Annotated in this window: 21 protein-coding genes and 3 pseudogenes; 18 read left to right on the forward strand and 6 right to left on the reverse strand. The window is 68.9% G+C overall.

Annotation, left to right across the window (positions count from 1 at the left end; all coding sequences use genetic code 11):
• Positions 1-8: 8 nt before the first annotated feature.
• The 7 genes from ACWCXB_RS24150 to ACWCXB_RS24180 all read left to right on the forward strand — a co-directional run bounded on the left by ACWCXB_RS24150 (position 9) and on the right by ACWCXB_RS24180 (position 6,994).
• Positions 9-1,427 carry an ABC transporter substrate-binding protein gene (locus tag ACWCXB_RS24150; RefSeq protein WP_450725561.1) on the forward strand — a complete coding sequence of 473 codons (1,419 nt, stop codon included), beginning with the start codon at positions 9-11 and terminating at the stop codon, positions 1,425-1,427.
• Positions 1,428-1,433: 6 nt separating this feature from the next.
• Positions 1,434-2,420, forward strand: a complete 987-nt coding sequence (locus ACWCXB_RS24155) for a carbohydrate ABC transporter permease (protein WP_450725562.1) — start codon at positions 1,434-1,436, stop codon at positions 2,418-2,420.
• Positions 2,417-3,259 (forward strand): carbohydrate ABC transporter permease, encoded by an 843-nt coding sequence (locus ACWCXB_RS24160; protein WP_450725563.1) that lies wholly within the window; start codon positions 2,417-2,419, stop codon positions 3,257-3,259. Before ACWCXB_RS24155 ends, ACWCXB_RS24160 begins: the two co-directional genes overlap by 4 nt.
• Positions 3,256-4,245 (forward strand): zinc-dependent alcohol dehydrogenase family protein, encoded by a 990-nt coding sequence (locus ACWCXB_RS24165; RefSeq protein WP_450725564.1) that lies wholly within the window; start codon positions 3,256-3,258, stop codon positions 4,243-4,245. The genes ACWCXB_RS24160 and ACWCXB_RS24165 overlap by 4 nt, the downstream gene beginning before the upstream one ends.
• Entirely contained in the window at positions 4,242-5,222 is a 981-nt protein-coding gene (locus ACWCXB_RS24170) for a carbohydrate kinase family protein (RefSeq protein WP_450725565.1), read from the forward strand. The genes ACWCXB_RS24165 and ACWCXB_RS24170 overlap by 4 nt, the downstream gene beginning before the upstream one ends.
• Positions 5,223-5,397: 175 nt before the next feature.
• The gene (locus ACWCXB_RS24175) at positions 5,398-6,159 is read left to right on the forward strand and encodes a hypothetical protein (RefSeq protein WP_450725566.1); all 762 of its coding nucleotides are present in this window, start codon (positions 5,398-5,400) and stop codon (positions 6,157-6,159) included.
• Positions 6,149-6,994 (forward strand): FG-GAP repeat domain-containing protein, encoded by an 846-nt coding sequence (locus ACWCXB_RS24180; RefSeq protein WP_450725567.1) that lies wholly within the window; start codon positions 6,149-6,151, stop codon positions 6,992-6,994. Before ACWCXB_RS24175 ends, ACWCXB_RS24180 begins: the two co-directional genes overlap by 11 nt.
• Positions 6,995-7,110: 116 nt before the next feature.
• Here the strand turns inward: ACWCXB_RS24180 and ACWCXB_RS24185 are convergent.
• The 3 genes and pseudogenes from ACWCXB_RS24185 to ACWCXB_RS24195 all read right to left on the reverse strand — a co-directional run.
• Positions 7,111-7,376 (reverse strand): annotated as a pseudogene (locus ACWCXB_RS24185) (NF041680 family putative transposase); the annotation flags it as partial.
• A gap of 14 nt (positions 7,377-7,390) precedes the next feature.
• Positions 7,391-9,007, reverse strand: a complete 1,617-nt coding sequence (locus tag ACWCXB_RS24190) for an IS4 family transposase (protein ID WP_450725568.1) — start codon at positions 9,005-9,007, stop codon at positions 7,391-7,393.
• Between the two features lie 110 nt (positions 9,008-9,117).
• Positions 9,118-9,862: pseudogene (locus ACWCXB_RS24195) on the reverse strand (transposase); the annotation flags it as partial.
• Positions 9,863-9,895: 33 nt separating this feature from the next.
• Between ACWCXB_RS24195 and ACWCXB_RS24200 the strand changes: the two are divergent.
• Complete coding sequence (locus tag ACWCXB_RS24200; protein WP_450725569.1) at positions 9,896-10,789, forward strand: beta-ketoacyl-[acyl-carrier-protein] synthase family protein; 894 nt, start codon at positions 9,896-9,898, stop codon at positions 10,787-10,789.
• A 91-nt stretch (positions 10,790-10,880) separates the two neighbouring features.
• Here the strand turns inward: ACWCXB_RS24200 and ACWCXB_RS24205 are convergent, their stop codons facing one another.
• The gene (locus ACWCXB_RS24205; protein WP_450725570.1) at positions 10,881-11,198 is read right to left on the reverse strand and encodes a hypothetical protein; all 318 of its coding nucleotides are present in this window, start codon (positions 11,196-11,198) and stop codon (positions 10,881-10,883) included.
• A 185-nt stretch (positions 11,199-11,383) separates the two neighbouring features.
• Between ACWCXB_RS24205 and ACWCXB_RS24210 the strand changes: the two genes are divergently transcribed.
• From ACWCXB_RS24210 to ACWCXB_RS24250, 9 genes and pseudogenes are all read left to right on the forward strand, one after another.
• Positions 11,384-12,148, forward strand: a complete 765-nt coding sequence (locus ACWCXB_RS24210; protein ID WP_450725571.1) for an acyl-CoA dehydrogenase family protein — start codon at positions 11,384-11,386, stop codon at positions 12,146-12,148.
• Entirely contained in the window at positions 12,102-12,443 is a 342-nt protein-coding gene (locus tag ACWCXB_RS24215) for an acyl-CoA dehydrogenase (RefSeq protein WP_450725591.1), read from the forward strand. The genes ACWCXB_RS24210 and ACWCXB_RS24215 overlap by 47 nt, the downstream gene beginning before the upstream one ends.
• A gap of 54 nt (positions 12,444-12,497) precedes the next feature.
• Complete coding sequence (locus ACWCXB_RS24220) at positions 12,498-13,433, forward strand: LnmK family bifunctional acyltransferase/decarboxylase (protein WP_450725572.1); 936 nt, start codon at positions 12,498-12,500, stop codon at positions 13,431-13,433.
• Positions 13,434-13,459: 26 nt separating this feature from the next.
• Positions 13,460-13,726 carry a hypothetical protein gene (locus ACWCXB_RS24225; protein ID WP_450725573.1) on the forward strand — a complete coding sequence of 89 codons (267 nt, stop codon included), beginning with the start codon at positions 13,460-13,462 and terminating at the stop codon, positions 13,724-13,726.
• 383 nt (positions 13,727-14,109) lie between these two features.
• Entirely contained in the window at positions 14,110-14,373 is a 264-nt protein-coding gene (locus tag ACWCXB_RS24230; RefSeq protein ID WP_450725574.1) for an acyl carrier protein, read from the forward strand.
• A 1-nt stretch (position 14,374) separates the two neighbouring features.
• Positions 14,375-15,352 carry a ketoacyl-ACP synthase III gene (locus tag ACWCXB_RS24235; RefSeq protein WP_450725575.1) on the forward strand — a complete coding sequence of 326 codons (978 nt, stop codon included), beginning with the start codon at positions 14,375-14,377 and terminating at the stop codon, positions 15,350-15,352.
• 126 nt (positions 15,353-15,478) lie between these two features.
• On the forward strand, positions 15,479-16,645 hold the full coding sequence (locus ACWCXB_RS24240; RefSeq protein ID WP_450725576.1) for a thioester reductase domain-containing protein: 1,167 nt from the start codon (positions 15,479-15,481) through the stop codon (positions 16,643-16,645).
• Positions 16,646-16,890: 245 nt separating this feature from the next.
• Positions 16,891-17,460: a hypothetical protein gene (locus ACWCXB_RS24245; protein ID WP_450725577.1), complete on the forward strand. Its 570-nt coding sequence runs from the start codon at positions 16,891-16,893 to the stop codon at positions 17,458-17,460.
• Positions 17,461-17,520: 60 nt separating this feature from the next.
• Positions 17,521-17,793: pseudogene (locus ACWCXB_RS24250) on the forward strand (transposase family protein); the annotation flags it as partial.
• A gap of 330 nt (positions 17,794-18,123) precedes the next feature.
• Here ACWCXB_RS24250 and ACWCXB_RS24255 read toward each other — a convergent pair.
• On the reverse strand, positions 18,124-21,426 hold the full coding sequence (locus tag ACWCXB_RS24255; protein ID WP_450725578.1) for a right-handed parallel beta-helix repeat-containing protein: 3,303 nt from the start codon (positions 21,424-21,426) through the stop codon (positions 18,124-18,126).
• A gap of 194 nt (positions 21,427-21,620) precedes the next feature.
• Here ACWCXB_RS24255 and ACWCXB_RS24260 point away from each other — a divergent pair, with 194 nt between their 5' ends.
• Positions 21,621-22,748, forward strand: coding sequence for a S8 family serine peptidase (locus ACWCXB_RS24260; RefSeq protein ID WP_450725579.1), 1,128 nt, complete (start codon positions 21,621-21,623; stop codon positions 22,746-22,748).
• A gap of 14 nt (positions 22,749-22,762) precedes the next feature.
• Here the strand turns inward: ACWCXB_RS24260 and eccCa are convergent, their stop codons facing one another.
• Positions 22,763-26,788 (reverse strand): type VII secretion protein EccCa, encoded by a 4,026-nt coding sequence (eccCa, locus tag ACWCXB_RS24265; protein ID WP_450725580.1) that lies wholly within the window; start codon positions 26,786-26,788, stop codon positions 22,763-22,765.
• Positions 26,789-26,796 lie beyond the last annotated feature (8 nt).

Raw genomic sequence — 26,796 nt, forward strand, 5'->3', positions numbered from 1 at the left:
CCGCATCCATGTACACCACCCGCACCTCGCACAGAGGATCCGTCCGCAGCGACCGCCGTCCCGCCCGCCCGCGACTCCTGGTAGTCGCGACCGCCGTCGCCGCCTCCACCGCCCTTCTCGCCACCGGCTGCGCGGGTGCGGGTGCGGGTGCGCCTGGCGGGAGCGGAGGCGACGGCCGGTCGGTCAACGTCCTGATGGTCAACAACCCGCAGATGCTCGACCTCCAGAAGTTGGCCCCGGAGTTCACCAGGAAGACCGGTATCAAGGTCAACTTCACGGTGCTGCCGGAGAACGATGTCCGGGACAAGATCAGCCAGGAGTTCTCCAGCCAGGCGGGCGGCTACGACGTAGCCTCCATCAGCAACTTCGAGGCGCCGATCTACGGCCGCAACGGCTGGCTGGCCCCGCTGGACGACTCCGTCGCCAGCGACCCCGCGTTCGAGCAGGACGACGTACTGCCGTCGCTCACGCAGAGCTTGACCGGCGCGGACGGCAAGCTGTACGCGGAGCCGTTCTACGGCGAGTCGTCGTTCCTGATGTACCGCAAGGACGTGTTCGAGGCCGAGCGCCTCACCATGCCCGAGCGGCCCACCTGGCAGCAGGTCGCCGACCTCGCCGCGAAGACGGACGGCCTCGCCAACCCGGGGATGAAGGGCATCTGCCTGCGCGGTCTGCCCGGGTGGGGCGAGGTCATGGCGCCGCTCACCACCGTGGTGAACACCTTCGGCGGCACCTGGTTCACCAAGGACTGGAAGGCCCAGGTGAACAGCCCCGAGTTCACCGAGGCCACCAACTTCTACGTGGACCTGGTCCGCGAGCACGGCCAGCCGGGCGCCGCGCAGTCCGGGTACGCCGAGTGCCTCAACAGCCTCCAGCAGGGCAGGACCGCCATGTGGTACGACGCCACCGCGGCCGCCGGAAGCCTGGAGAGCAAGGACTCCCCGGTCGCCGGGAAGATCGGCTACGTACCGGCGCCGGTGGTGAACACCAAGAGCTCCGGCTGGCTCTACACCTGGGCGTGGGGCATACAGAAGGCCAGCAAGAACCAGGACGACGCGGCGAAGTTCGTCGCCTGGGCGTCGAGCCGGGAGTACGAGGAGCTGGTCGGCGAGCGGCTCGGCTGGGCCAGGGTCCCCGCGGGCAAGCGCGCCTCGACGTACGAGAACCCCGAGTATGTCAAGACCGCCGCCGCCTTCGCCGAACCGACGCGACAGGCGATCGCGAGCGCTGACCCGCGTAACCCGGGAGTGCAGCCGCGGCCGGCGTCCGGCATCCAGTTCGTCGGCATTCCGGAGTTCCCCGAGCTGGGCACCAAGGTGTCGCGGGAGATCGCCTCGGCCATCGCCGGCCGCACCACCGTCGCGGAGGCCCTGGACAAGGCCCAGGGGCTGGCGGAGCAGACGGCGGCCAAGTACCGGAAGGGCTGAGCCGCCATGGCCACCCTCACCTCCCGCCGGGCGACGGACGACGCAGGCGCCGCCCCGCCAGTGGCCGACCGGCCGCGGGCCGGGCGGCGCCGGCCAGGTCCGGCCGCGGCGGCCTGGGCGCGGCGCGCCCCGCTGATGCCGGCGCTCGTGTTCATGGTGATCGTCACCCAGCTGCCCTTCGTGGCCACGCTGGTGATCTCCTTCATGGACTGGAACGCCCTCTATCCGGACGAGCGCGGCTTCACCGGACTCGGCAACTACGCGGCCGTCTTCTCCGACGCCGATCTGCGCGCCTCCGTACTGACGACGGTGTGGCTGACCGCGGGCGTGGTGCTGCTGAGCCTGCTCCTCGGGCTCGGTCTGGCACTGTTGCTCGACCGGCCGTTCCGCGGCCGGGGCGTGGTCCGGACGATGCTGATCGCGCCGTTCCTGCTGGTCCCGGTGGCATCCGCGCTGCTGTGGAAGCACGCGCTCTACAACCCCGAGTACGGGCTCTTCAACGGCACGCTGACCTGGCTGTGGGAGCTGTTCGGCGGCTCCGGACCGGCGCCGCAGCCCGACTGGATCACCGACACGCCGCTGGCCGCCGTCGCGGTGTCGCTGATCTGGCAGTGGACGCCGTTCATGATGCTGATCCTCCTCGCCGGGCTCCAGTCCCGCCCCACGGAGGCCATGGAGGCGGCCCGGGTGGACGGGGCCGGCCCCTGGCAGACCTTCCGCTATCTGACACTGCCTCATCTGAGGCGGTATCTGGAACTGGCCGCGCTGCTCGGCTCGATCTACGTGGTGCAGAACTTCGACGCCGTGTTCACGCTCACCTCCGGCGGTCTGGGCACCGCCAACCTGCCCTACACCATCTACGAGACCTTCTACCAGGCGCAGGACTACGGCCGCGCCTCAGCCGCCGGGGTGGTGGTGGTCGCCGGAACGATCGTCGTGGCCACGTTCGCCCTGCGCCTGGTGTCCGGCCTGCTGCGGGAGGAGACCTCATGAGCACGGCGCTCATCACACGCCGACGCGCCGGCTCCCTGGGGGGCCTGGCCGCCTGGACCGTCGGGCCGCTCTTCGTCAGCCCGGTCCTGTGGATGCTGCTCACCTCGCTGCACAGCGAGAGCGACGCGGCGACCAACCCGCCCTCCCTGGGCGCCGGTCTGACGCTGGACGGCTACCGGGAGTTCTTCGGAGCGTCGACCGGCGCCAGCCCCTGGCCGCCGCTGACGAACTCGCTCACCGCTTCCGTCGCCTCCACCCTGCTCGTCCTACTGCTGGCGATCCCGGCGGCGTACGCGCTGTCCATCAGGCCGGTCCGCAAGTGGTCCGACGTGCTGTTCTTCTTCCTGTCCACCAAGATGCTGCCGGTCGTCGCCGCCCTGCTGCCGATCTACCTGGTCGCGCAGAACCTGGGGCTGCTGGACAACATCTGGCTGATGGTCGTGCTGTACACCTCGATGAACCTGCCGATCGCGGTGTGGATGATGCGCTCGTTCCTCGCCGAGATCCCGGTGGCCGTTCTGGAGGCGGCCCAGGTCGACGGCGCCCGGCTGACCACCGTCTTCCGACGGATCATCATCCCGCTCTCCGCGCCGGGCATCGCCGCCACCTCGCTCATCTGCTTCATCTTCAGCTGGAACGAGATGCTGTTCGCCCGGGTGCTCACCGGCGTACGCGCCGCCACCGCGCCCGTGTTCCTGACCTCCTTCGTCACCAGCCAGGGGCTGTTCCTCGCCAAGGTCTGCGCGGCGGCCTTCGCGGTGTCCCTTCCCGTCCTCATCGCCGGATTCGCCGCCCAGGACCGCCTGGTCCAGGGCCTGTCGCTGGGAGCCGTCAAGTGAAGGCCGCCGTCATCACCGCGCCCGGGGTCGTCGAGATCGCCACCCTGGAGGACCCCGCCCCGGGGCCCCGTGAGGTGGTCGTGGCGGTCGCGGCCACCGGTCTGTGCGGCACGGATCTGCACATCCTCCACGGCGAGCACGCCCCGTCCCTGCCGATCGTGCCGGGCCACGAGTTCGCCGGGGAGGTCGTGGCGGTCGGCTCGGCCGTCACCGAACTCGCCGTCGGCGCACGGGTCGCAGTCGACCCCAACGTGTACTGCTCGGAGTGCTACCAGTGCCGGCTCGGCCGGAACAACCTCTGCGAGCGGTACGCGGCGCTCGGCGTCACCCTGCCGGGCGCGGCCGCCGAGTTCGTCGCCGCGCCCGTCGCCAACTGCGTGGTCCTGCCGGACCATGTGCCGTCCGCCGACGCGAGCCTCATAGAGCCGCTGTCCTGCGCGGTGCGCGGCTACGACGTGCTGCGCAGCCGTCTCGCCGACCACGTGCTGATCTACGGCTCGGGCACCATGGGCCTGATGATGCTGGAACTCGCCAAACGGACGGGCGCGGCCGTGGTGGACGTCGTCGACGTCAACCCCGACCGGCTCGCCACCGCCCGCCGGCTGGGCTGCGGCAACGCGGTCGCGTCGGCGGACGAGCTGGAACGCCCGCGCGGCTGGGACGTGGTGATCGACGCCACCGGCAACGCCCGCGCGATCGAGGACGGCATCGGCCGGGTCGGCCGGGGCGGCACGTTCCTCCAGTTCGGCGTCGCCGAACAGGCCGCCCGGGTCTCCTTCGAGCCGTACCGCGTCTACAACCAGGAGATCACGATCCTCGGATCGATGGCCGTGCTGCACAGCTTCGAACGGGCGGCGGAGCTGTACGCGACGGGCGTGCTCGACCCGGAGGTCTTCATCAGCGACCGGCTGCCCCTGACGGACTACGCCCACGCCATCGACCGCTTCCGGGCGGGCCTCGGCCGGAAGATCCAGGTGGTTCCGTGACCACGCCCACCCCTGAGGTCCTGGTCGTCGGGGAAGCCCTGACGGACATCGCCGGCGCGCCCGACGGGCCCAGGCGGGCGCACCCCGGCGGCAGCCCCGCGAACGTCGCGGTCGGCCTCGCCCGGCTCGGGCACACGGTAGAATTGGCCACCCGGATCGGACGGGACCCCCACGGCCGGATGATCCGGGCCCACCTGGAGCACAGCGGCGTCCGCGTCACCCCCGGCTCGGAGACCGACGCGCCCACGTCCACGGCCACGGCGCACCTCGACGCGAGTGGCGGGGCCCGGTACGACTTCGACTTCTTCTGGGCCCTTCCGGAGCGGTGGCGGCCGCCCGGCTCCGCCCATCTGCACACGGGCTCCCTCGCGACCACGCTGGCCCCCGGCGCGGCGCAGGTCCGCGCGCTGCTCGCCGCGGCTCCGCGCGACCGCACCGTCTCCTACGACCCGAACCTGCGCCCCGCCCTGCTGGGCCCGCCGGCCGAGGAACGCGCCGCCGTGGAGGAAGTGGTGGCCGTCGCCGACGTGGTGAAGGCCAGCGAGGAGGACCTGGTCTGGCTCTGCCCGAGGGAGGACCCCGACAAGGTGGCCGCTCTCTGGTCCTTGCAGGGCCCCGCCCTCGTCGTCCTCACCCGGGGCGGGCAGGGCGCCCGCGCCTACGGGGGCGGCATCCGCCGCCTGGACGTACCGCCCGTGCGGGTCACGGTCGCCGACACGATCGGGGCCGGCGACGCGTTCATGGCGGGCCTGTTGTCCGGCCTGCTGACCTCGGGTCTCCTGGGCGGCGGCGGTACGGCGGCCCGCCTCCGTGCGGCGGCCCGCGCCACGACCCCGCACCCCGCCCTCACCCGGGCCCTCCACCTGGCCGCCCAGACCGCCGCCCTCACCTGCGTCCGGCCAGGAGCCGACCCGCCGTACGCGGACGAGGTGGATCGCTGGAACACGACGGCTGGCTCGTCCGCCCCGGGGACATGAGCGAACCCGATCGCCGAGCTGAAGCGGGCGAACGAGATCCTCCACCGGGGCCGTCGTCCTCGCCGCGAACATCCACGACAACACCGCGGGCATCGTCCTGCTGGATCAAGCCGCCGAGCACACCGGCGACACCGTCCGCAAATCCCTGGTCGACCAGGGATTCAAGAACCAGTTCGTGAAGCACGGTGACGGCCTGGGCGTCGACGTCGAGATCGTCGAACGCGACCCCGGGCACCGGGGATTCCTGCCGCAGCCGAAGCGGTGGAGGGTCGAGCAGACCTACGGGATCCTGGTACTGCACCGGCGCCTGGTCCGTGACTACGAGCACCGGCCCTCCTCGTCCGCCTCCCGCGTCTACTGGGCGATGTCCCACGTCATGATCCGCCGCCTCACCGGCGCGAACATCCCCCACCTGGCGCGAAGAGACGGTGAGCACATGAACATTCGCCCCCTCCTGGAGGCACTGGACCTACAGGAGGACGCCGCCCGAGTCCTGGCCAACGACCTTCGCACGCAGATCGACGACCTGCAGACCCAGCTGCGGGAGGCCGAGACACGCCTCGAGCACCTCGCGATCACCCGCAAGACCGTCACCGGCCTCGCCGACCGGCTCCCCACATCCCCGCCGGAGCTGCCCGAGCACAGGGACTACACCCGCATCCCCGCTGACTTCAACGAGACGACCGGTCCTTCTGCGGGCGAAGGACATCTGCCGGGCTCTCGGCCACGAAGTGCTGCCGAAGAACGTCGAAGGCACCCGGGCCAAGCTGAAACGCCTGGTCAAACTCGGCATCCTCACCGAAGCCGACACCGGCAACTTCGCCAGGAAGCAGTAGTCGGTACCGCTGCCAGCAACCCAGCCCCAAGCCTCTCACCAAACAACCCGAGAACACCAAAGTCACCGGTATTGCGTCTAGGGTTCTCAAATGCGTGGTGACGACATATCCGAGCGCAAGAACGCCTTCGTAGACGCGCCCAGCGCCGAGGCAGCGCGGCGTCGCAGATGGTTGGTGGGCTGTTCAATCGCCGTGATCGTGGCGGTGGGGGTGGGCTGGTACGCGTGGCCGACGAGCCAGGAGCCGAGCGCGGATCCCCACGTGCGTAACCCGGGCGAGGAACAGCCGATCTGCGCCTCGTCGGACGGGCGGACGCTGTATGCAGACGTGGACGGCGACGGTGTGGTGGACGAGGTGCGCGATAGCAAGGACCGTGACGGGCGCACGGTCGTCACGTTCGAGGGACCTGGCAACAAGCAGGTCCGGCACTCCGTGTGGTCGATCGTCACCACGGCGAAAGGGCGCAAGAAGGCCCATGCGTCGCCCGAGGAGGGATTCCGGGCGGCGTTCGGAGATTTCGACAACGACGGCCGCGTGGACATGGCCGTCACGTATACCGCACGCGACAAGAGCGACGATCCAGTCGACTCGGCGAGCATGCACGAAGTGCGCTGGGGGCCGCTGGGCCGTGACCTCAAGGGCAAGAGCCGGGGTTCGATCCGGATGAGCCACGGTTACTACATCGACGGTTTGCGTGCGGTGGCTGGCAACCAGCACAGCGCCAGCGCCACCCCAGCCTCCGCACGGCTGCTGATTCACCAGACGACCGGCGACGGCGCATTCGAGACATACCAGGGACAGAAACTCGGTCATGATCTGGTGGTGCCGGATGAGCCGTTGCCCCGATGGGGACAGGAATTCGCCGAGCAGACGGATGGGTGGGCTGACCTGGGCGAGTGCCCGGCATCACCACGCAGCACGGCAACCGGCCCCTGAAACGGTGCGCTAGATGCAATACCGGTGCGGCGGGGCCGATCAGCGGCTGCGTGGCCGGATTCTGCGGGCGTCCGACCAGACAGCCTCTGGCATGCGAGCTTGTGGTGGGCGGGACGACTGAACGCCTCACCAGTGGCAAGGACTCTGCCCACGTCATGGCGTGGAGCCGGGCGGCGGTTCTTCGATCCCGGTGGCCGCCCGGGTCCGGGCTGGGACGGTTTCGGTGCACCGGCTGGTGACCCGGCTTTCGCGTGCAGGTTTCTGAACCTCTCCGGACGCGGGCGGGTGTCGGTTTGTTCGGCTCGGTCGGCTTCTCCCAGGGCCTGCGGAGGTCGGTGGCCAGCGGGCGGGCGAGCCGGAGTTGGGCATAGGCGGCGATCACCCAATGCCGCGAAGTTAAGGGCCCGGAGGCGGTGTCAAGGTGTCGGGCAGGGTGATCTTGTACGTATTCGGCGCGGTGCGGGTTAGGAGGCTGTGGCGGGTCCAGAGACAGAGTTGAGAAGCGAGGTTCTTGCGGGATTGGGGTGCCGTAAGCCCCATGTGGTCGGCGAGGTCGTGGGCGTGCATGGGTTGGTTGGCGTGCGCGGCAAGGATCTGGCAGAGCCGGTCCCAGGGGCTGGATGCTTTGCGGGCCGGATCCTGTGCGGTCGGGAGAGTGGGTGCCCGGACCGTGATGTCGATGGCAGCGATGGGGGTGCTGCCGCGGGGGCGTTGATCGCGGTTCCAGGTGTGGTAACGCGAGATTCCGCGCTTCGCGACGCGGGCGGAGGTCCGCGGGCGGCGTTTGGGGAGCAAGGCGTGCAGGAGACGGGTGCCGATGTGTCCGACCAGGTCCGCCTGGGCGTCGTGTCCGGGGGGCGCTGTCGGGTGGGCGGTGAGGGCGATGGTGTCGCGGGCGGCCTCCAGGGCGATGATGAAGGCGGCGCGGTCCGGGTCGGTGCCAGGCTGGGTCTCCACGGCCGTGACCATGACGGACCGCAAGACCTGGTAGAGGGTGAGAAGTCCCCATACTTCCTGGGTGAGCCCGGCAGGATCCTTCGAGCGCAGGACGCGGCCCTTGAGGAGTGTGTGACGCAGTGCCAGGTAGGCGCACTCGATCTCCCAGCGCTCGTGGTACAGGCGGACGAGCTGGTGGGCCGGGTCGGTGCGGTGGTCGGTGAGCGTGGTCAGCAGCCGGTAGGTCTCGCCGAAGGTGCTGCCGTCGGCGGTGCGAGTGCGGATCTCGGCTTCGATGACGCGCAGGGTGAGGCCAGCGATGCGCGTGAGGTAGGAGCCGTCGGGCAGTAGCGTCAGGATCGGCGGATGCCGACGACTGGTGCAACGCACCAGGAACTGTGCGCCGCGGCGGGCGGCCTGTGCGAGCAGGTCATTGGTGTGGAAGGCACGGTCAGCCAGTAGCAACATGTCCGGGGTCAAGTTCGAAGCCAGCTGCTGTGCGTAATACGTCTCGCCCCTGGCCACGGGGCCGAAGGCTGCCGCGATCAGGCCGCGGGTTCCGGTCTCGCACAGTGTCATCAGCATCAGCCTGGGATATCCCGCCTGGCCGAGCCGGCTGGCGGGGCGGCCGAGCCAGGACCAGTTCCGTTCATGGTCGGGGACGATCAGGCTGCTGCACCCGTCAAAGGCGACCGTCCGCCAGCGTCGGTAACTCACCCCAGGAGTGGACGGCTGGGCCAGCGGCCCCGCCAACACCTCGAAGAGCCGCTTGACCGGAGCCGGGCCGATCCGCCGGCGCAGGTCACGAAGCGCCTTCTCGGAAGGCTCGGGGACGCGGGCGGTCAGCCCCGCGACCAGTTTGGTCCACACGAGTCGGGCGCCGAGATGCTCGAACAATCCCAAAGCCAGAACGAAGTACACGCCGACCCGGGAGGGAAGGCATCGCAGCCGTCGCTCCTGCGCTCCGGTCTCCTCCAGAGCCGCGTCAACCAACTCCGGGGGCACGACCTGCGTTAACTCACCGAGATGGCCGGGGGCGAACACATCGCTGGCGCTGCCCATGACAGACTGGACCACAGGGCCTCTGCTTTCGGGAAGATCTTGGTCGATCCCCTGGATAGCAGAGGCCCCGCAGCATTTCACGCTCCTCTTGACACCGCCTCCGGGCCCTTAACTTCGCGGCATTGGGCGATCACCAGCCAGGTCCACCGGTCGGCCGCTTCCGAGCTGCGAAGTCGGGGCTTGGTCCACCCGAGCGTCTGCTTGAACAGGCGGAACGTGTGCTTGATGTTGAAGCGGCGGAGGAAGGACTGCCAGCAGCGGTCGGCGTCCGCTTCGGTGGCGCCGGTGCCCGACCACCACAGCCATACCGGCTTGTTGACCCCGCCGCTGGGCAGCCTCTCCACGACCAGGCGGATGACGGTTCCCTCGATGATGGGCAGCGGTCCGTCGTGGTCGAGCCATGCGGCCCGGCGGGTCAGCCGCGGGTGCAGCCGGTCCCACGCTCGCGCGGTCGCCCTCCCGTAGAGCCGGTGTCCGTGGTCGTCACGGCCTGCTCGGTGCCCCAGGTTGCCGGGTCGCCGAAGACGAACTCGCCACTGTGCTTGGGCGGTCGGCCGCCCTTGGGGTCGTAGACCGTGGCGGTGTCGGCCGCCGCATCAAGCGGTCCGAACGGAGGCGGCCGAGGATCTCGACGGGCAGGTCACCCAGGAGGTGGGCGATGCGCGGGGCGTCGTATCCGGCGCCCAGCACGACCAGGACCTCCGGGTCACCAGGCCGCCACTGGCCGGCGGCGACGAGCCGTTCGACGACCTCGCGGATCTGCACCGTGGTCACCGCGGCGACATCGGCGCCGGGCTCCAGGCGGACCGCGTCCAGTACCGCCGTCCACGACGTGCGACCGGTCTCCAGCGCGGCCACCACCGAATACGGTCAGCCGGGCACCATCTGATGGCCGCGGGCGGTGTGTCCACGCTGGAAGCCCAGCATGAACGATTCCTGAGTAAGGGCAGCAAGGGTGTCTCAGCGCTCTTTCACCCCATGGCTCTGGTCAACATGGTTGCAGGGCGACTTGCGATCGAGTACGCGGCCACAGGGCCCAATCTCGTGACGGCGACGGCGTGCGCTTCGGGCGCGTCGGCGGTCGGTGTGGCCCGAGACCTCCTGCTCTCCGGCGCATGCGACGTCGTTCTCGCCGGCGGCACCGAGGCGGCGGTGACTCCCACCTTCGTCTCGGGCTTCGCACGCATGGGCGTCCTGTACAGTGGGACGTTGCCGCCCGAACAAGCCTCCCGTCCCTTCGACGCGGACCGCAAGGGCTTTGTGATCGCGGAGGGCGCGGGAATCCTGGTGCTGGAACGCCTTACGGACGCCCACGCGCGAGGTGCCCGCGTCTGGGCCCGGCTGCTGGGCTACGGTGCCACCTGCGACGCGAGTCACCTCACCTCTCCGCATCCAACCGGCCGGGGAATGGAGCAGGCGATGCGACTCGCCTGCCGGGACGCCGGGTTGCCGCCGGAGCGAGTGCAGCACGTGAACGCTCACGGGACGTCTACTCCGCTCAACGACGCTACCGAAGCGAGTGCCATCGCCCGCCTCGGCTCGAAGTCGGTCGCCGTCACCTCCACCAAAGGCGTCACAGGCCACACCCTCGGCGCGGCAGGCGCCGTCGAGGCCGCCTACACCGTACTGAGTATTGCCCGCCAGACGATCCCGCCCACGGCGAACCTCGTCCAACGAGATCCCAGCATCCAGGTCGACATCGTGTCCCGGGCGCCACGCGCAGTGGCACTGGACCACGCTCTCAGTAACTCCGCCGGGTTCGGCGGACACAACGTCAGCCTGTTGTTTGGTGCCTGACGGTCACTTCGCCGCTTCCCGAAAATACGCTCCATGCCTATGACGAAGGTGATGCCCCATGGCAAGAACGCGTCAGTATGCACAGTAGCTATCAGCTTCGGGGTCCGAGCGCGACGAACTCATCGACCTGGTGCTCGATGGTGACTTCGAGGCCATTCACCGCCCGATCCGCGAGGCGGTGGCAGATCCTCTCTTTCACCGGCGTGAGGGTCTGACGATGCCCGAACAGGGTCGGCTCGCCTATGAGCGCACGCGCTTGATCCACCAGCGTGCGGACGCGGCCGACAAAGTCCTGGCCGACCCGCGAAAGCTGTTCGCGGTCATCGACTGGCCGGTGCTGATGGACACCACCACGCTGCCGCTGCTGTCCGTGCATTACAACCTCTGCCTGGCCACCGTTCTCCATCACGGCCAGAACCGTGACGATCTCAACGACTACGTTGAAGAATCCTCGTCCGGATCAGCGACAAGCATGGTTTGTGTCCCGGGATACGGGCTGTCCCTCTTCCGGAGAAGCCCGGCTTCGCGCTGGACAACGGCCTCACCTGGTTCGACCACGTCCGTGTGCCCCGCCGCAACTTTCTGGGGGGAGCCATGGGAGACATCACCGGGGAAGGCGAGTTCGTCAGCGAGATACGCGGCCGACGCCGCCGGTTCTCCGCCGCGATCGAGCAGGTACACGTCGGCCGACTCTGCCTGTCCAGCGCACTGGTCGCGGCGGGGCGCGCGAGCACGTACATAGCGGTGCGGTACAGCCTGCGCCGGCACACCGCCGCCCCAGGCCGTCTGGAGGTACCGCTGCTGGCGTACCGCAGTCAGCAGACCGCCCTGTTCCGCGCACTGGCCGATGTCTACGCGATGACCTTCCTGATCAATCGAGTCAAGCGAGAGTACCTGCGTTCCAGCGGCAGCGATCACACCAAACAGCTCATCGACATCGCGAAGGCTGTCACCAGTTGGACCATGACGGACGTCATCACCACCTGCCGTGAACGCATAGGGGCCCAGGGACTGTTCTCCGCCAACCGCATCGCGGACTACGTGTCCACCGCGCAGGGTGTCGTCACGGCCGAAGGCGACAATGTGCCTCTGATCGCGAAGGTCGGCAGCGAACTGCTCGCAACCCCCGAGGCGCATCCGAGGCCCGCCCCCCACGGCCGCAGCCTCACCGACCTGCAATACCACATGGAGTTGCTACGGTATCGGCAGGGCGTGGTGGGTCAGGAGACCGCCCGTGCCATGCGCCGGGGAAGTACGCCGAGGAAGCGCCGTCTTCACCGCTTGGAACGACCACGTCAATACCGCGATCGACCTGGCCACGCGCCAGGGAGCCGCACATGCGGTGGATGCCTTCTCTGAGGCGGTGGCCCGCACCCGCTCCCCCCGGGCAGAGCGGGTTCTGCGCCGGCTCGCGGCGGTCTATGCCCTGGGGATCACCAGCAGGGATGCCGCGTGGTACCTGGCCCAGGGCGCGCTGACTCCTTCTCAGGTCAAGCGGATTCCCCGCCTGATGGAGACGCTGTGCGCTCAGCTCCTCGCTGACGCGGAGTTCCTGACTGACGGCTTCGCACTGTCGGATGACCTGCTTCGCGCTCCAGCTCTCAGCCCCGACCTGTCCGCGTTCCGTGCCCAGGAGGAAGGGAGCCCGAGATGACGACGCATCCCATCACGTTAGTACGGCCCCCCCCGCTTCAGCCAGGTCCAGCGCATGGGACCGACCTCCCTGCGGCGGCTGGTGACCGTGAACCCGGGCATGTGCGGTTCCACGCGAGCGCTTGTCGCATGTGTAGGCGACTGGACTTGGGAAGCGGTGAGTGACGCCTGTGCGCTGGACGTCTGCAACGCCCGAGACGGACAAGGACGGCCCACCTATCTCTCCTTCTACTACTGTCGAATCACGTCCAGTGGAGGCTTCCACCCTCAACAGCTCACATTCGGTGACCACTTGGACGTCCAGTCCCGGGTCTTCCAAGCAGGCCGCCGAGGTGTGCTGACCGTGCACCGGCTGCGGCGGACAGCCGGTGGTGAGGACGGTGACGCCGTCGAACCGTTTAGAGTGAGCGAAGCCTACACACGGCACCGGGACGACTGTATACACGTGGAGAATTTCAACCTGTGGGTTTCCCGCGGCAGCGCCCACTCCAATGTGGGCCTCGTGTGCTCCCCTCCGGTCGGGTTCGACCACGCCGTCCTTCCTCCGGTTCCCGACACCCACTCACCTCGCTTCCTGTGTGATCAGGCCCGCAGGCAGCACGCCTTTCCCGACCCGGTGACGGACGCCTGGCCGCGGTCCGGCCCCGACTATGTCGTCGAACGCGCCGTCGACATCACCAGCGACGTCAACGGCGTGGGCCTGCTGTACTTCGCTTCCTACTTCGCCATCGCCGAGCGAGCGCAGCTCGACCGATGGCTCTCCCTGGGCCGGTCCCGCCGGTCTTTCCTCAGCCGGGCCCTCCGGGACGCCCGGATCTGCTATCTCGGCAACGCCGACCTCGACGCGAGGCTCCGCTTGCGTCTGCGGACTGTTCATTCTCCGGAGGAACCATCGCGGGAGAAGACAAGCATCGTCATCGATGACGTTTCGACCGACCGCACCATCGCCGTCGCGGACTTCCTTTACGGCCCGCAAGAGCTGGGCCATTGATCAGAAACGGCTCGGGTGCTGAGTCGTTGGTGTGGTGTGAGCGATCTGGTGGGGGACGCGCGGCATCTGTCGCCGTCGGCGCAGGAGGCTCGCCCGAGCTGAACCCCGACGAGCTGGTCAACGCCGACCTCAAGCACAGCCTGCCCAAGCAGCACCGAGCCCGCGATCAGCCCGAACTCGCCGCCGAGACCCGCCGCTTCTTCCGCAGGCGCCAGCGTCCGCACATCGTCCGCGGTTACTTCGGCGGCCCGCACGTCCGCTACGTCCTGGACGAGAACACCATGAGTTTCTGATCAATAGTACTGGGCAGGTTGGCGGCTCAACCCACCGACGAGTCGAGGTCAAACCTTGCGATTATGAAAAACCGTCACAAAAGGACTCGCTGAGCTGAGAAGTCTTCTTGACGAAGACCGCACCCTGTGTCAATCTTCTGTCCACTGACAAACTAGCTTCGTCTCCTGGGGTTTGCATCGTGCCATACCTCACTCAAGTGCGCTGACGTTCTGCGTTCAGGTTGGCGATGCAGCTCTGATATTTCGCTGACCTTTGACGTGTCCTCAATCCAGCCCAGCAGCTCACTGCATTCGTACGCGATGACGTCGCGTCGTTCGGGACTCCACGTGTTCATCGCTACCGCTTCAGACCTGACGGCAAAACGAGAATGAGGAGGAGCGGGATGTCGCGAATCTCGCCTGATGCTCTCTTCGAAATCATGAGGGCGTGTGTCGGAGAGGACTCCGCAACCGACTTTTCCCAGGAGGGCGTCCTGGACAAGTCTTTCGTAGAGCTCGACTTCGACTCCCTTGCTCTGGTCGAACTCGGTGCCAGACTTGAGGAGAGTTTCGGCATTAACGTTCCTGAGGAGGTCCTGGACAGGATGGAGACACCTCGACACGCACTTGACTACGTTAATGGGCTCCAGGCGACTGAGCAGGTGTGAGGTGCAGGAATCCCAATTGCTGGGGTTGGGCGAGTGCCGGGCGAGCCGGGAAGTGAGCAGCGCTGAAGCGGGTCGGCTGGTCGGTCATGACGAGCACTGGGTCCGGGCACGTTCCGGTATTCAGTCGAGAAGGTACGCCGAGGAGACCGAAACGCTCACCATGATGGGCGTGGCCGCTGCGGAGAAGGCGTTGGCCGAAGCAGCAGTCGATGCCTCCAGCATCGACTGCGTGCTCGTCGCTACCAGCACCAACCTCTTGCAGATGCCGCAGCTCGCGCCCACCGTGGCTCACCGACTCGGCGCCGACCGCGCCGCAGGGTTCGACCTGGCTGCCGCATGCGCCGGTTTCACGCACGCTTTGGCGGTCGCACGCTCGTTGATCGGGTCGGGCACCGCGAGATACGTCCTGATCGTGGCCGCTGACCGGATGACCGACATCGTCGATGTCGCCGACCCTTCCCTTGGTTTTCTCTTCGGGGACGGTGCCGGGGCGGTGGTCGTGGGGCCGGCGGCCACCGAGTGGGGGATCGGCCCCGTTGTCTGGGGTGCCAGCGGTGCTCAGGCCGAGGTGCTGGAGATGACGGCCACGTGGGCGGAATACGCTTCCAGTACTCGCATGTCCCGGCCAGTGCTGCGCATGGATGGAAAGAGCCTCGCGCGCTGGGTTCGTGGTGATGTACTTCCGGCTCTGCGCCGCGCGGTCGAGTCCGCACAAGTGGACTGGAGCCGAATCTCGGCTTTCATTCCGCACCAGGCCAATCTGCGTATCGTGGACATGCTGGCCAGTTCACTGCCTCTCCCCGAGAACGCTGTCGTGGCTCGGGACGTCGTGACAGCGGGCAATACGAGTGCGGCTTCCATACCGCTTGCCATGCGCAGCCTGCTCGACTCCGGAAAGGCGGTCAGTGGCAATCTCGCGCTGGTCGGTGGCTACGGAGCCGGCCTGAGCTTCAGCGCGATGGTCCTGCGACTTCCTTGAATTTCTCGGTATAAGGAGCTTGCGAAATTGCTCACGGCCGGTCCGCCTCTCCCGCCTCCCCTGCACATCGCTCACGCTTCCGACGACACCGTTCTCCCTCCTGACATCCGCCCGAATGGTCCCAGTGTGCGGATCTCCTCAAGACCGACAGCTGCCCTCGTCACGGGTGCAACGGGTTTCTTGGGGAGCTATCTGTGCCGGGAGCTGCTCAAAGAGCCCGCTGCCATGGTGTATTGCCTGGTCCGAGCGTCTTCCTCCGCTGAAGCGCGATCGCGACTGAATTCACGTCTCCGGGAGATCGGGACGAGTGACGATGACCTGCAGCGAGTCATGGCAATCCCCGGTGACCTCAGTCGGCCAGGACTCGGAATCAGTGAGGCACATTACGGACTGCTGGCGCGGTACGTAGAGGTCATTCATCACTGCGGTGCCTCCACCAATATGGCGGCGTCCTACAGTCGAATAAAGGCGACGAACGTAACCTCGACGATCGACGTGCTTCGGCTCGCCACCCATGGACGTGTGATCCCAGTGCACTTCGTGTCAACGCTGGGCGTGTTGATGGCCGCGTACTCCCACGGGGGAATCCCCGAAGTTCAGGAGGAACACGATGTGCCACTGGAGCATGTACCGAAGATTGGATACGAGCATAGTAAGTGGGTATCTGAACGCCTGATACGCGAGGCCCATCTTCGGGGGGTTCCCACGGCGATTCACAGGCCTGGTCTGATACTCGGCGACAGTGCGGCGGGAGACTGCTCTCCTATCGACGGCGTCGCGCTCATCCTGCAGGCATGTCTGCAGATCGGTGCCGTTCCGGACACCGGAAAGCTGGTCCCGGTGTCCAGCGTCGACTATGTCAGCAGGTCAATCGCAGCCATCGCGGCCCAACCCCATCTCCTGGGTCAGACGTACAATCTGATCGACCCTCGGCCGATGTCGTGGGCGGAAGTGTTCTCACAACTCCGAGCATACGGATATGACCTGGAGACTGTTCCCTACTCCGCATGGTGGGCTCGCTTGCAGGCCGAGCGCGGGCGTCCGCCAGCCCGGTCGCTCGCGGCGATGTCGCTGTTCATGGCGTACATACTCTCCGACGATCCGCGCCATCGACTGCCTCGTTTCACCTGCGATCGCACTACTGACCTACTCGCTGGGCCGGACTCCGCCGTCACTCTTCCACTCATGGACGGCCCCTATTTTCATCGGATGTTCGAACGACTGAGGGAAATGGGTGCTCTTTCACCGGAAAGAGTTCGGAGCGGCGTTCCCAGCGGACGGCGAGGCGTTTGAACTGGTGGAGCAGGGCGAAAGACCGCTCGACGACGTAGCGCGGCATGTCCAGGCCTCGATGTTCGCGCCTCGACGGGAGATCACCGGGGGGATCCGGCGCTTGTGAAGGTCGCGGCGGTCGGACCAGGGCCCGCCAGCACCTGGGCGACAAGCCGCCCCGGTTGAATCGTTGACGGTGGCTGAATACCCGTGGGACTGTATGCGCCCCATGATGCATTCGTCTGATCCAGGTGGAAAGGTAGCCCATGACTCCCCAGATTCAGCACGGAGATATCGAAGCGATATCGCGAAATGAATGCGGCTGGCTAGTAGACCTCGCGAGCACCGTGGAGTCTGGTTCGATCCAAGGAGCGCAAGGGCAGTTCTTCACCCCGATAGTGACCGACGGACTGTGTGGAGCACGCGATCTCTCCGCCTACCGTGTGACGCTCACCGCCGAACGCCACGTGACTCCACATTGTCACGCCGAAGACCGATTGGTCCTCATCCGTTCCGGACATGCCGTAACGCTGATGGCGTCACCCGAAGGGACGCGATGGGAAACGATTCTGGTCACCGGCCCCGGAGACCTCGTCTTCCTTCCCGCGCGCTACCCTCATCAGGCGATCGGTCTGGGTGGCGAGACCGTACACGCTGTCGAGATATCCGGCGACGCGCGATTCAATGAATCAGTCATCCTTCTGCCGGGCATGAACGATGTCGCCCTCACGGAGCAGGTGCGCCGGGACTTCTCGGAAGGGAGACTTCGCCTCGGCTCCCACCCTGCGGCAACACTGTCACCGCGCTCCGTGCCGACTCAACGGCACCGACGGTGAGCAGCCGTTTGCTGGCCGCACCGCGTTGTTCCTATTGATCAGAAACTCATGGAGTTCACTCGTCGACGGCAACGCGGCACCCGCCGACGCCGGCTGACTGCGGGCCACCAAGCCCCGCTGACCCTGGCCCACATGCGGTGCGGCCACACCTATGGCCACCTCGCCGCCGGGTTCGGCATCGGCACCACCACCGCTTACCTGTACGTCACCGAGGCCGTCGAGCTCCTGGCCGCGCTCGCCCCAGACCTGGCCGTCGCGATGAAGACCGCGACCCAGAAGGCGTTCGTGATCCTGGACGGGACACTGCTGCCGATCGACCGGATCGCCGCCGACCTGGCCGGCGTCGTGGTCACCAGCGACGCCATGCACACCCAACGCGAGCACGCCGACTACCTCCTCGGTCGGGCGGCGCACGACATCGTGATGGTCAAGGGCAACCAGAAGAAGCTCCGCAGACAGCTCAAGTCCCTTCCCTGGAAGGACATCCCGCTTGACCGCCGAGCAGGCCATCCCGTACCAGCTCGCCCGACTCGTCCGCGACCACTGGAAGATCCGGTCCGGTACCGGCTGCGGCCCCGGCGCTGGTAGTAACACCATCCCGAACGGCCGAATCGTCACACCGGTCACGGCCGACCAGAAGGGACTTTGCAACGGCCCTGGTCTCTATCCCTTCAGGGGCGCTCCCGCCGCTTCCGGGAGGTCCGCGGGCAGCAGGGCGCACAGGTCGTCGATCGACGGCGTGGCCAGACCGCTGAGTCGTCGCGCCTGGTTGGTGATCATGGTTTCGAGCAGTTGCCGTGCGGTACGGGCGTTGCCGAAGGAGCGGCCGCGCGGCAGCGTGGCGATGTGCGTACGGACTGCCGTCAGCGCCTCCTCGCCGAGGACGTAGCCACCGCTCTCCGCCTGCTTCCCGACGATGGTGACCAGTTCGTCGGTGGAGTAGTTCTCGAACACCACCTGGCGGGAGAAGCGCGAGGCCAGACCGGGGTTGGACGCGATGAACCGCTCCATCTCGTCGGCGTAGCCGGCCACGATGACCACCAGCTGGTCGCGGTGGTCCTCCATCAGCTTCAGCAGGGTGTCGATGGCCTCCTGGCCGAAGTCGTTGCCGCCGCCCTGCGGCGCGAGGGTGTACGCCTCGTCGATGAACAGGACGCCGCCCATGGCGCTCTGGAACACCTCCTTGGCGAGCTGGGCGGTGTGGCCGACATAGCGTCCCACCAGATCTGCGCGAGCCACCTCCACGAGCTTGTCGGTGGGCAGGACGCCGAGCGCGTGCAGCAGCCGCGCGTACAGGCGTGCCACCGTGGTCTTTCCCGTGCCGGGGGGCCCGGTGAAGACGAGGTGCTGGCTCAGCCGTGCCACCGGCAGGCCGGCCGCCTCCCGTTGCCGGGCCAGCGCCAGCAGGTTCACCAGATCGGTGACCTCGCGCTTGACGGCGCCGAGACCGGTCATGGCGTGCAGCTGGTCCAGGAGCCGCTGCCGGTCCTCGGCTGGGTCCCCGCCCTTGGCGGACGCGTCGGCCACGTCCTCAGGCAGTAGCAGTGTGAGGTCCTCCTCGCTCGGCTCGGTCATGGCCGCCAGCCGGAACGACTGGCGGTCCACCATCTCCTCGAAGACCGACCGTGCCGCCCGTCCGTTGCCGAAGGTGGTGTCGCGGGTCATGCGCTCGTAGTGCGCGGCCAGGGCCTCGGAGGTTCCGGGACCGAGGACGTAGCGGTGGGCGGCCGAGATGTTCTCGGTGATGGTGACCAGTTCGGGGACCGAGTAGTTGGTGAATTCGATGACGCGGGGGAACCGGGAGGCCAGACCGGCGTTGGCGGCCAGGAAACGTTCCATGTCCTCGGTGTAGCCGGCGACGATGACCACGACCTCGTCGCGGTGGTCCTCCATCAGCTTCACCAGGGTGTCGATCGCCTCCTGGCCGAAGTCGTTGCCGGACCCCTTGGCCCCCGACACCAGGGTGTACGCCTCGTCGATGAACAGCACGCCGCCGAGCGCCTCGTTGAAGGCCTCGGTGGTCTTGATGGCAGTCGCGCCGATGTACTGGGCCACCAGGTCCGCGCGGGAGACCTCCACGATGTGCCCGGAGCGCAGCACCCCGAGCTCGGCCAGGATGCCGCCGTACAGGCGGGCGACCGTGGTCTTGCCGGTTCCCGGCGGGCCGGCGAAGACCAGATGGCGGCTCATGGTGGCCACCGGCATCCCCAGCCGGACCCTGCGCTGGGCCTGCTGGTTGAGGTTGACCAGCGTACGCACCTGGTGCTTGACCCCTTCGAGGCCGATGAGCGACTCCAGTTCCTCCAGCGGCCCCCGCTCCTGACCGCCCGCGCCCGGCCGGGCGCCGGCCAGATCGGCCTCCTCGCCCCAGGCGTCCGGCGCGCCGTTGTCGGTGCTCGTCAGCTCCTCCACGTCGAGCAGCTCCGAGGCCCGGGTCTGCCGCAGGCCCGCGCCCCGGTTGTCCCGCACCTCGCACCCGGTGACGCTCGCCCGCTCGGCCGTGTCGACCCGGATCCCGTCCCCGGCGCTCTGCGCGATCCAGCAGGACCGCAGGTCCGCCCGGCTGCCCTCGCCGAGCAGGACGCCGTGCGCGCCGGCCCCGCCGATACGCACCCGGGTCAGGTCCACGTCGCTGCCGGCCGAGGCCAGCACACCCGAGCCGGCGCTCTTGTCGATCTCGCAGTCCCGGACGGTCGCGCTGCTGTCCGCGGCCACCTCCAGGCCCACGTCCGACACGGAACGCAGCACGGTGTCGCTGACGTGCAGCTCACCGCCGGCGGAGATTCGCACGCCGGCGCCCTGCGTCTGCTCGACGGTGCTGTTCTCCAGGCGTCCCCGGCCGTCGTCGGTGACGTCCACGCCCACTCCGCCGGAGCCGGTGATCCGGGCCCGCAGCAGCAGCGGATTGGCCTGACTGCGCACCGACACGGCGATCCCGGCCGGGTTCCTGATCTCCAGGTGGCTGAACTCCGCGGCGGCGCCGTCGGCGAGCTGGACGGCGCCGCCGGAGTCCGCGCAGTCGTTGACGGTGATCCGGCTCAGGACCGGCACGCTGTTGTCGACGATCTTGATCGCGGCCTGCCGGGTGCCGCTGAAATCGCACTCCTCGATGGTGCCGCGGGAGCGCTCGTTCACGAACAGCCCCATCCCCTTGGTCCGCTCCACCCCGCAGTAGCGCAGCAGGGCGTCGGCGCCCGAGGACAGGACGAACGCGGGACCGGTCGCGGCCGAGACCTGCACGTGTTCGAGCAGCGGACGTGCCGCGCTGGTCACCAGGACCCCGACGGGCACGTCGCGGACCCGCACCCGGCTGACGGAGGTCGAGCTGTTGCCCTCCAGCGCGAGCCCCGGCTTGACGCTCCCGGAGATCTCGCAGTCCTCGAACGCGCCCTGCGCCTCGCCGTTGGCCAGCAGCCCGTTCCCCCGGGCGTCGCGGATACGGCAGTTGCGCACCGTCGCGCGCGACTGCTCGCCCAGGACCACACCGGACGTGCCCAGGTTCTCCAGGACGCAGTCCTCCACCACGCTGCCGGTGGCGGAGGTGTCGACGATTCCCGCGCCGTCCCGGTTCTGGACGCGGCAGTTGCGCAGCGCGAGGGAACCCGTCTGCCGGGCCAGGATCGCGGTCCAGCCCGTTCCGTGGATCGTGCAGCCGTCCATGGCGAGCTGCCCGCGCGCCGCGTCCATGGTGGCGACGTCCTCGCCTCCGCCGCGCACCACGAGGTCGGTGAGCATCACGGCGTCAGCGACGAGGATCAGGGCGGACCCGCGGCGCGGGCAGATCTCGACGGTACCTCCGTCGCTCGCGGCGACCAGGGTCACCCGAGTTCGTACGATGAGGTTCTCGGCGTACCGGCCGCTGCGGATGCGGACCACCGCTCCGGAGCGCGCCACAGCCAGTGCCTCGGTGATCGTCCCGTAGCCGCCGGACCCGTCCGCCGCGACCGTGAGTATCTGGCGTGACACGTTCAACTCCTCCTCATGTGTGGGGTGCGCAGAGATGGTGTGACCGGAGCGGGATGGTGTGCACACCATCGCCGAGCCGCCGGTTTCTTCCGGGTCCACCGGTCGGAGGGCGTCCGAGGCCTATCATGTGCCGTATGCGACGCGTTCGTTGCCCGCGCCATCGGACAGTCATGGCGGCGGTTTCCAGTTGTGTGATGACCCTCGTTCCCACCACCGCTGCCGCGGCCGAGGAACCGGTCGCCCTGCCCACTGTGCGCAGTGTGCTCGGCACGGACGAGAAGTGTGCCGGCGCGTCCGGCCAGAAGGCCGAGGCCGAGCCGTGGACGCGCTCGGCCCTGAGCCTGAACCGCGCCTGGCCGCTCTCCCAGGGGGAAGGGGTGCTGGTGGCGGTCGTGGATACCGGGGTCGGCGCCGGAATACCCGCCCTCCAGGGACGGGTGACGGCGATCGGGCCGGCCGGCACGGACTGTGTGGGACACGGGAGTTTCGCCGCGGGCCTGATCGCCGCCGCGCCCCTGCCGGGCTCCGGCGTCGCGGGCGCCGCGCCACGGGCCCGCATCCTCGCCGTGCGCTGCACGGACGAGCGCGGCCGGACCGACGGCAAGACCCTGGCGGCCGGCATCCGGCAGGCGGCAGACCTCGGGGCACGCGTCGTCTACGTGGGCAAGGCGGTCCTCGACGGGCGCGACGAGCTGACGTCGGCCGTCGCCCACGCGGCCCGCAAGGACGTCCTCGTCGTGGCGCCGGTCGCCCCCGACTTCGCGCCCCGCGCCGCCGGCAGCGGCCAGGTCGATCCCCAGGCCCGGCCCTACTTCCCCGCGTTCGTCCCGCAGGTGCTGTCGGTCGTGGACCACGGGCAGCACTTCGGCCGCCCCAAGGACGCGCCGCAGCCCTTCGCCGCCGACCTGTCCGCGCCCGGGGACGCCGTCGTGAGCGTGGGCCCGCAGGGCGAGGGCCACTACTTCGGATCCGGGTCGTCCTACGCCGCCGCCCACGTGGCCGGCGCCGCCGCGCTCGTCCGGGCCCGCAACCCGGAACTCACGGCGACCCAGACCGCCGCCCGGCTGGTGTCCACCGCCTACCCGGCGGACGTTCCGCGCCTCGACCCCTACGCGGCGCTCACCGCCGTCAGGGGCGACACCGCCGCGGCCGCCGCCGCCCCACCCGTGAAGATCGAGCAGACCCGTGACACCGCGCGCGCCGCACGGACCAGGGCGTACATCGTCGCGGCCGCGGCCCTGCTGTCGGTGCTGCTGATCGGCGGCGCCGTGGCGGTGGTGCCACGGGGCCGCAGGCGTTCCTGGCGAGCCGCCGGCAGCTGACCGCCGGGCGGGCGTCATGCCGGCTCCGATGCCGACGGCCCGCCCCGGTCCGGCTCCTCCGGGTCCAGCAGCGCGGTCTGCACCTGCACGTTCTTGCGACGCGAGATCAGCGTGCCCCGGCCCGGGTTCAGCAGACGCCCCCTGATGTTGCCGAAGACGTACCCCTCCGAGGGCGGGCACGACAGCAGCAGACCTGGTGTGTTGACCTCCAGCATCCGGCGCAGCAGCGTGTCGCCCAGGCCCCGTCCCGCGCCCCCGGCGCCCCGGGCGACGATCAGGTGCATACCCACCTCGTAGCCGAGCGCGAGCTGGTCCATCAGCGGAGTGAAGGGCTGCGTCATCGGACCCGTGCCGAGCATGTCGTAGTCGTCCACGAGGATGAACAGCCGAGGCCCCTGCCACCAGTCGCACTGCCGCATCCGGGCGGGCGAGACGTCGGGGCCCGGGATACGGGTCCGCACCGCTCGGGCGGCACCGTCGACGAGCTCCTTGAGCGCGTCCATGGCCACGGCGTGCCCGAGCCGGTACTCGTCGGGGATCGCCTCCACCAGCTCCCGCCGGTAGTCGACGACCATGATGCGGGCCTCGGCGGGCGTGTGCGTCCGTACGATCGTGTCGGCGATCAGCCGGAGCATGTTCGTCTTGCCGCTCTCGGTGTCACCGACCACGATCAGGTGCGGTGTCTCGCCGAAGTCGTGCCACACCGTGGAGAGCCGCTCCTCCTCCAGACCGATGGGCAGCCGGAGCTTCCTCTCCACCGGGGGCAGCTCCGCAGACGACAGAACGGCGGGCAGCATCCGCACCTGCGGCGCACGCGGACCCGACCAGTGGTCCCGCACCGCGGCCACCATCGCCGCCACCCCCTCCGAGAGATCCGTCGCGTCCGGCCGGCCGTCGATGCGCGGAAGCGCCGCCAGATAGTGGTGCTTGCCCTCCAGGGTCAGACCCCGGCCCGGGGCACGCGGCACGGACGCCGCCTTGCGGGCGTCGATGTAGGAGTCCATGGCGTCACCCATCCGCAGTTCCAGGCGGGTCCCCGCCTGGTCGCGGACGGCCGAGGACAGTTCGACCCAGCGGGCGGTGGTGATGATGAGGTGGATGCCGTAGTTGAGGCCACGGGCGGCAAGGGCGTTCAGCGTCGGCACCTGCCGGTCGAAGTCCTGGCGCAGGGTGGACCACCCGTCGACGACCAGGAACACGTCGCCGTGCTGCTCCCCGGGGAACTCACCAGCCGCCCGGCGGCGCCGGTAGCTCGCCATCGAGTCGATCTCATTGTCGAGGAAGAACCTCTCCCGGTACGCGAGCAGCGCCGTCACCTCGGACAGGACCCGGCCGACACGCTCCTCGTCGAGCCGGGTCGCCACACCGCTCACATGGGGCAGCTGAGCCAGACCCGCCAGCGAACCGCCACCGAAGTCCAGACAGTAGAACTGCACCTGCCGGGGCGTGTGGGTCAGGGCCAGGGCCGTCATGAGGGTGCGGACGAGAGTGCTCTTGCCGCTTTGCGGCCCGCCCGCGATGCCGATGTGCCCGCCCGCACCCGAAAGGTCGACGAACAGCGGCTCACGGCGCTGCTCGAAGGGCTTGTCCACGATCCCGACCGGCACCCGCAGGGAGCCCAGAAACGGGTACCCCGCGGCCGTCAGCCCGAGATCAGGGTGCTGGGCGATCCCCGGCAGCAGCTCGTCGAGGGTGGCCGGTTCGCCCAGCGGCGGCAGCCACACCTGATGGGCGGCCGGGCCGGCGTCGAGCATGCGGCCGACCGCCACGGCGAGCAGGGAGTCCGCCGACTCCTGCTCCTGCTCCTCCTCCCCCTCCTCCGTGCCGGAGGGCGTGAGCTGCGCGGCCGGCGCTGACCGGGGCACGATCCAGCCCGCCGTCCACGGCACGACCTGGCTGGCCACCCGCTGCTGATCGACCGAGCCGCTCCGGATGCGGTACGGCCCGGAGACGTACGCGGCCCGGAACCGCTTCAGCGCCTCCACACCACTCTTGATGAAACCGGCGCCCGGCTGCGAGGGCAGCTCGTAGGCGTCGGGGACGCCCAGGACGCCCCGGCTCTCCATGGCCGAGAAGGTGCGCAGACCGATGCGGTACGACAGATGGCTCTCCAACTGGTGCATGCGGCCCTCGTCCAGGCGCTGCGAGGCGAGCAGCAGGTGCACACCGAGGCTTCGCCCGAGCCGGCCGATCATGACGAAAAGCTCCATGAAATCGCGGTGGGCGGAGAGCAGCTCGCTGAACTCGTCCACGACGACGAACAGGCTCGGCAGCGGCGTGAGATCGGCCCCCGAGGCCCGTGCCTTCTCGTACTCCAGGGCGGAGGTGTAGTTGCCGGCGGCGCGCAGGAGTTCCTGCCGGCGCATCAGTTCACCGTGCAGCGCGTCCTGCATACGGGACACCAGGGCGGCCTCGTCCGCGAGGTTGGTGATCACGGCCGAGGTGTGCGGCAGGTCCTCCAGACCGAGGAAGGTCGCCCCGCCCTTGAAGTCGACGAGGACGAAGTTCAGCGTCTCGGAGGAGTTGGTCAGGGCGAGGCCCAGCACGAGGGTCCGCAGCAGCTCGCTCTTGCCCGAACCGGTGGCGCCGATCAGCATGCCGTGCGGACCGGTGCCGCCCTGCGCGGACTCCTTGATGTCCAGCTCCACCGGAGTGCCGTCGGCGGCCACCGCGATGGGCACCTTCAGCCGCTCGCCGGCACTGCGCCTGCTCCACAGCGTGTCGGGGTCATGGCGGTGCAGGTCCGCTATGCCCAGCAGCGTGGTGAGTTCGACGTCGGTGCTCAACGGCTCCGCCGAGCCCTCCGCGCCGAGCCCCAGCCGGTACCGCGACAGCCGCTTCGCCAACGAGGCCGCTCCCACCACGCCCAGGCTGTCCGGGCGGCCCAGCGCCGTGGACTGCTCCCGGCGCTCCCGGTCGGTGCGCACCAGGCTCACCGTGTCGTCCCTGACGTCGAGCCGCAGGGTGGTCCGCCCGGGGCGCCAGGTCAGGGACGAGTCCAGGTCGATGACCACGGCGTTGCGCAGCCCGGGACCGTCCAGGACGTGTCCGCCCGGAGCCGCCACACCGTCCAGAACGATGACGGTGTACGGCTCCTCCATGCCCGGGGCCGCTTCGGGGTCGTAGGGGGGACGCTCGCTGAACTCGGGCCCGAGGAGCTCCTCCAGTTCGTTGAAGCTCGACACGATGCGGCGCACCGCTCCGGCCGCGTCCGTCTCGTGCGGATGCAGCGTGTGCGGCAGCCACTTCAGCCATTCGTACGCGTCCCTGCGGTCGTCCGCCACGCACACCGCGATCCACAGGTCCTCCGGCGAGTGGAAGCTGGCGAGCTGGGCCAGCATCGCGCGGACGAGCGGGCGCACCTCGTCGGCCTCTCCCCGGAACAGCACCCGGGACCAGGCCCGCAGGAACACGGCGATCGGCTGGTCGGGGACCGTGGCATAGGCGCGAACGAAGCTGCGCAGCGCGTGCGCGCACAGCGGTTCGAGGTCCTCGACCGGCTTGGTCGACGTGGGGACCAGCTTCATCCCGAGCTTCTGGTCCCCGACGGCGACCCGCACCTCGGCGAAGTCCTCGACGTCGGACCGGCGTTCCCACAGCCGGCTCGTCCCGGCGAGCGACCACAGGAGGGCGGGCTCGGGGTGACGCCAGGCGGACGCGCTCTGCTGCTCGGACACGCTCTTCCGTACCCGCCTGCGGATCTGGGACAGATAGCGCAGGTAGTCACGGCGCTCGGCCTTGAGCTTCTGCTTGCGCTCACCGGCCCGCTTCATGAACTGGCCCAGGACCATGGCGACGACCGACACGGCCATGATGCCGAGACCCAGGTACATGAACGAGCCGCCGCCCGAACTGCTGCCCGGACGCATGTACATCAGCATGAACGAGACCGACATCAGGGCCATGGGCAGGTACTGCCAGACGGCCGAACTGTCCGGCGTCATCTCGCCGAGCGTCGGCGGTTCCTGAAGATTCAGCTCGCCCTCGGGCATGTCCGGCCCGGGACGGCGTGCGGGGCGGCGAAACAGTTCGACGCTCAACAGTGCTC

Source organism: Streptomyces sp. NPDC001514 (assembly GCF_053597075.1).

Bases quoted from the DNA above. Each gene is read 5' to 3' on its own strand.
- ACWCXB_RS24180 (WP_450725567.1), top strand. From the start codon at position 6,149: ATGCGTGGTGACGACATATCCGAGCGCAAGAACGCCTTCGTAGACGCG.
- ACWCXB_RS24245 (WP_450725577.1), top strand. From the start codon at position 16,891: ATGACTCCCCAGATTCAGCACGGAGATATCGAAGCGATATCGCGAAAT.
- ACWCXB_RS24230 (WP_450725574.1), top strand. From the start codon at position 14,110: ATGTCGCGAATCTCGCCTGATGCTCTCTTCGAAATCATGAGGGCGTGT.
- ACWCXB_RS24210 (WP_450725571.1), top strand. From the start codon at position 11,384: ATGGGAGACATCACCGGGGAAGGCGAGTTCGTCAGCGAGATACGCGGC.
- ACWCXB_RS24160 (WP_450725563.1), top strand. From the start codon at position 2,417: ATGAGCACGGCGCTCATCACACGCCGACGCGCCGGCTCCCTGGGGGGC.
- ACWCXB_RS24220 (WP_450725572.1), top strand. From the start codon at position 12,498: ATGGGACCGACCTCCCTGCGGCGGCTGGTGACCGTGAACCCGGGCATG.
- ACWCXB_RS24150 (WP_450725561.1), top strand. From the start codon at position 9: ATGTACACCACCCGCACCTCGCACAGAGGATCCGTCCGCAGCGACCGC.
- ACWCXB_RS24260 (WP_450725579.1), top strand. From the start codon at position 21,621: ATGACCCTCGTTCCCACCACCGCTGCCGCGGCCGAGGAACCGGTCGCC.
- ACWCXB_RS24155 (WP_450725562.1), top strand. From the start codon at position 1,434: ATGGCCACCCTCACCTCCCGCCGGGCGACGGACGACGCAGGCGCCGCC.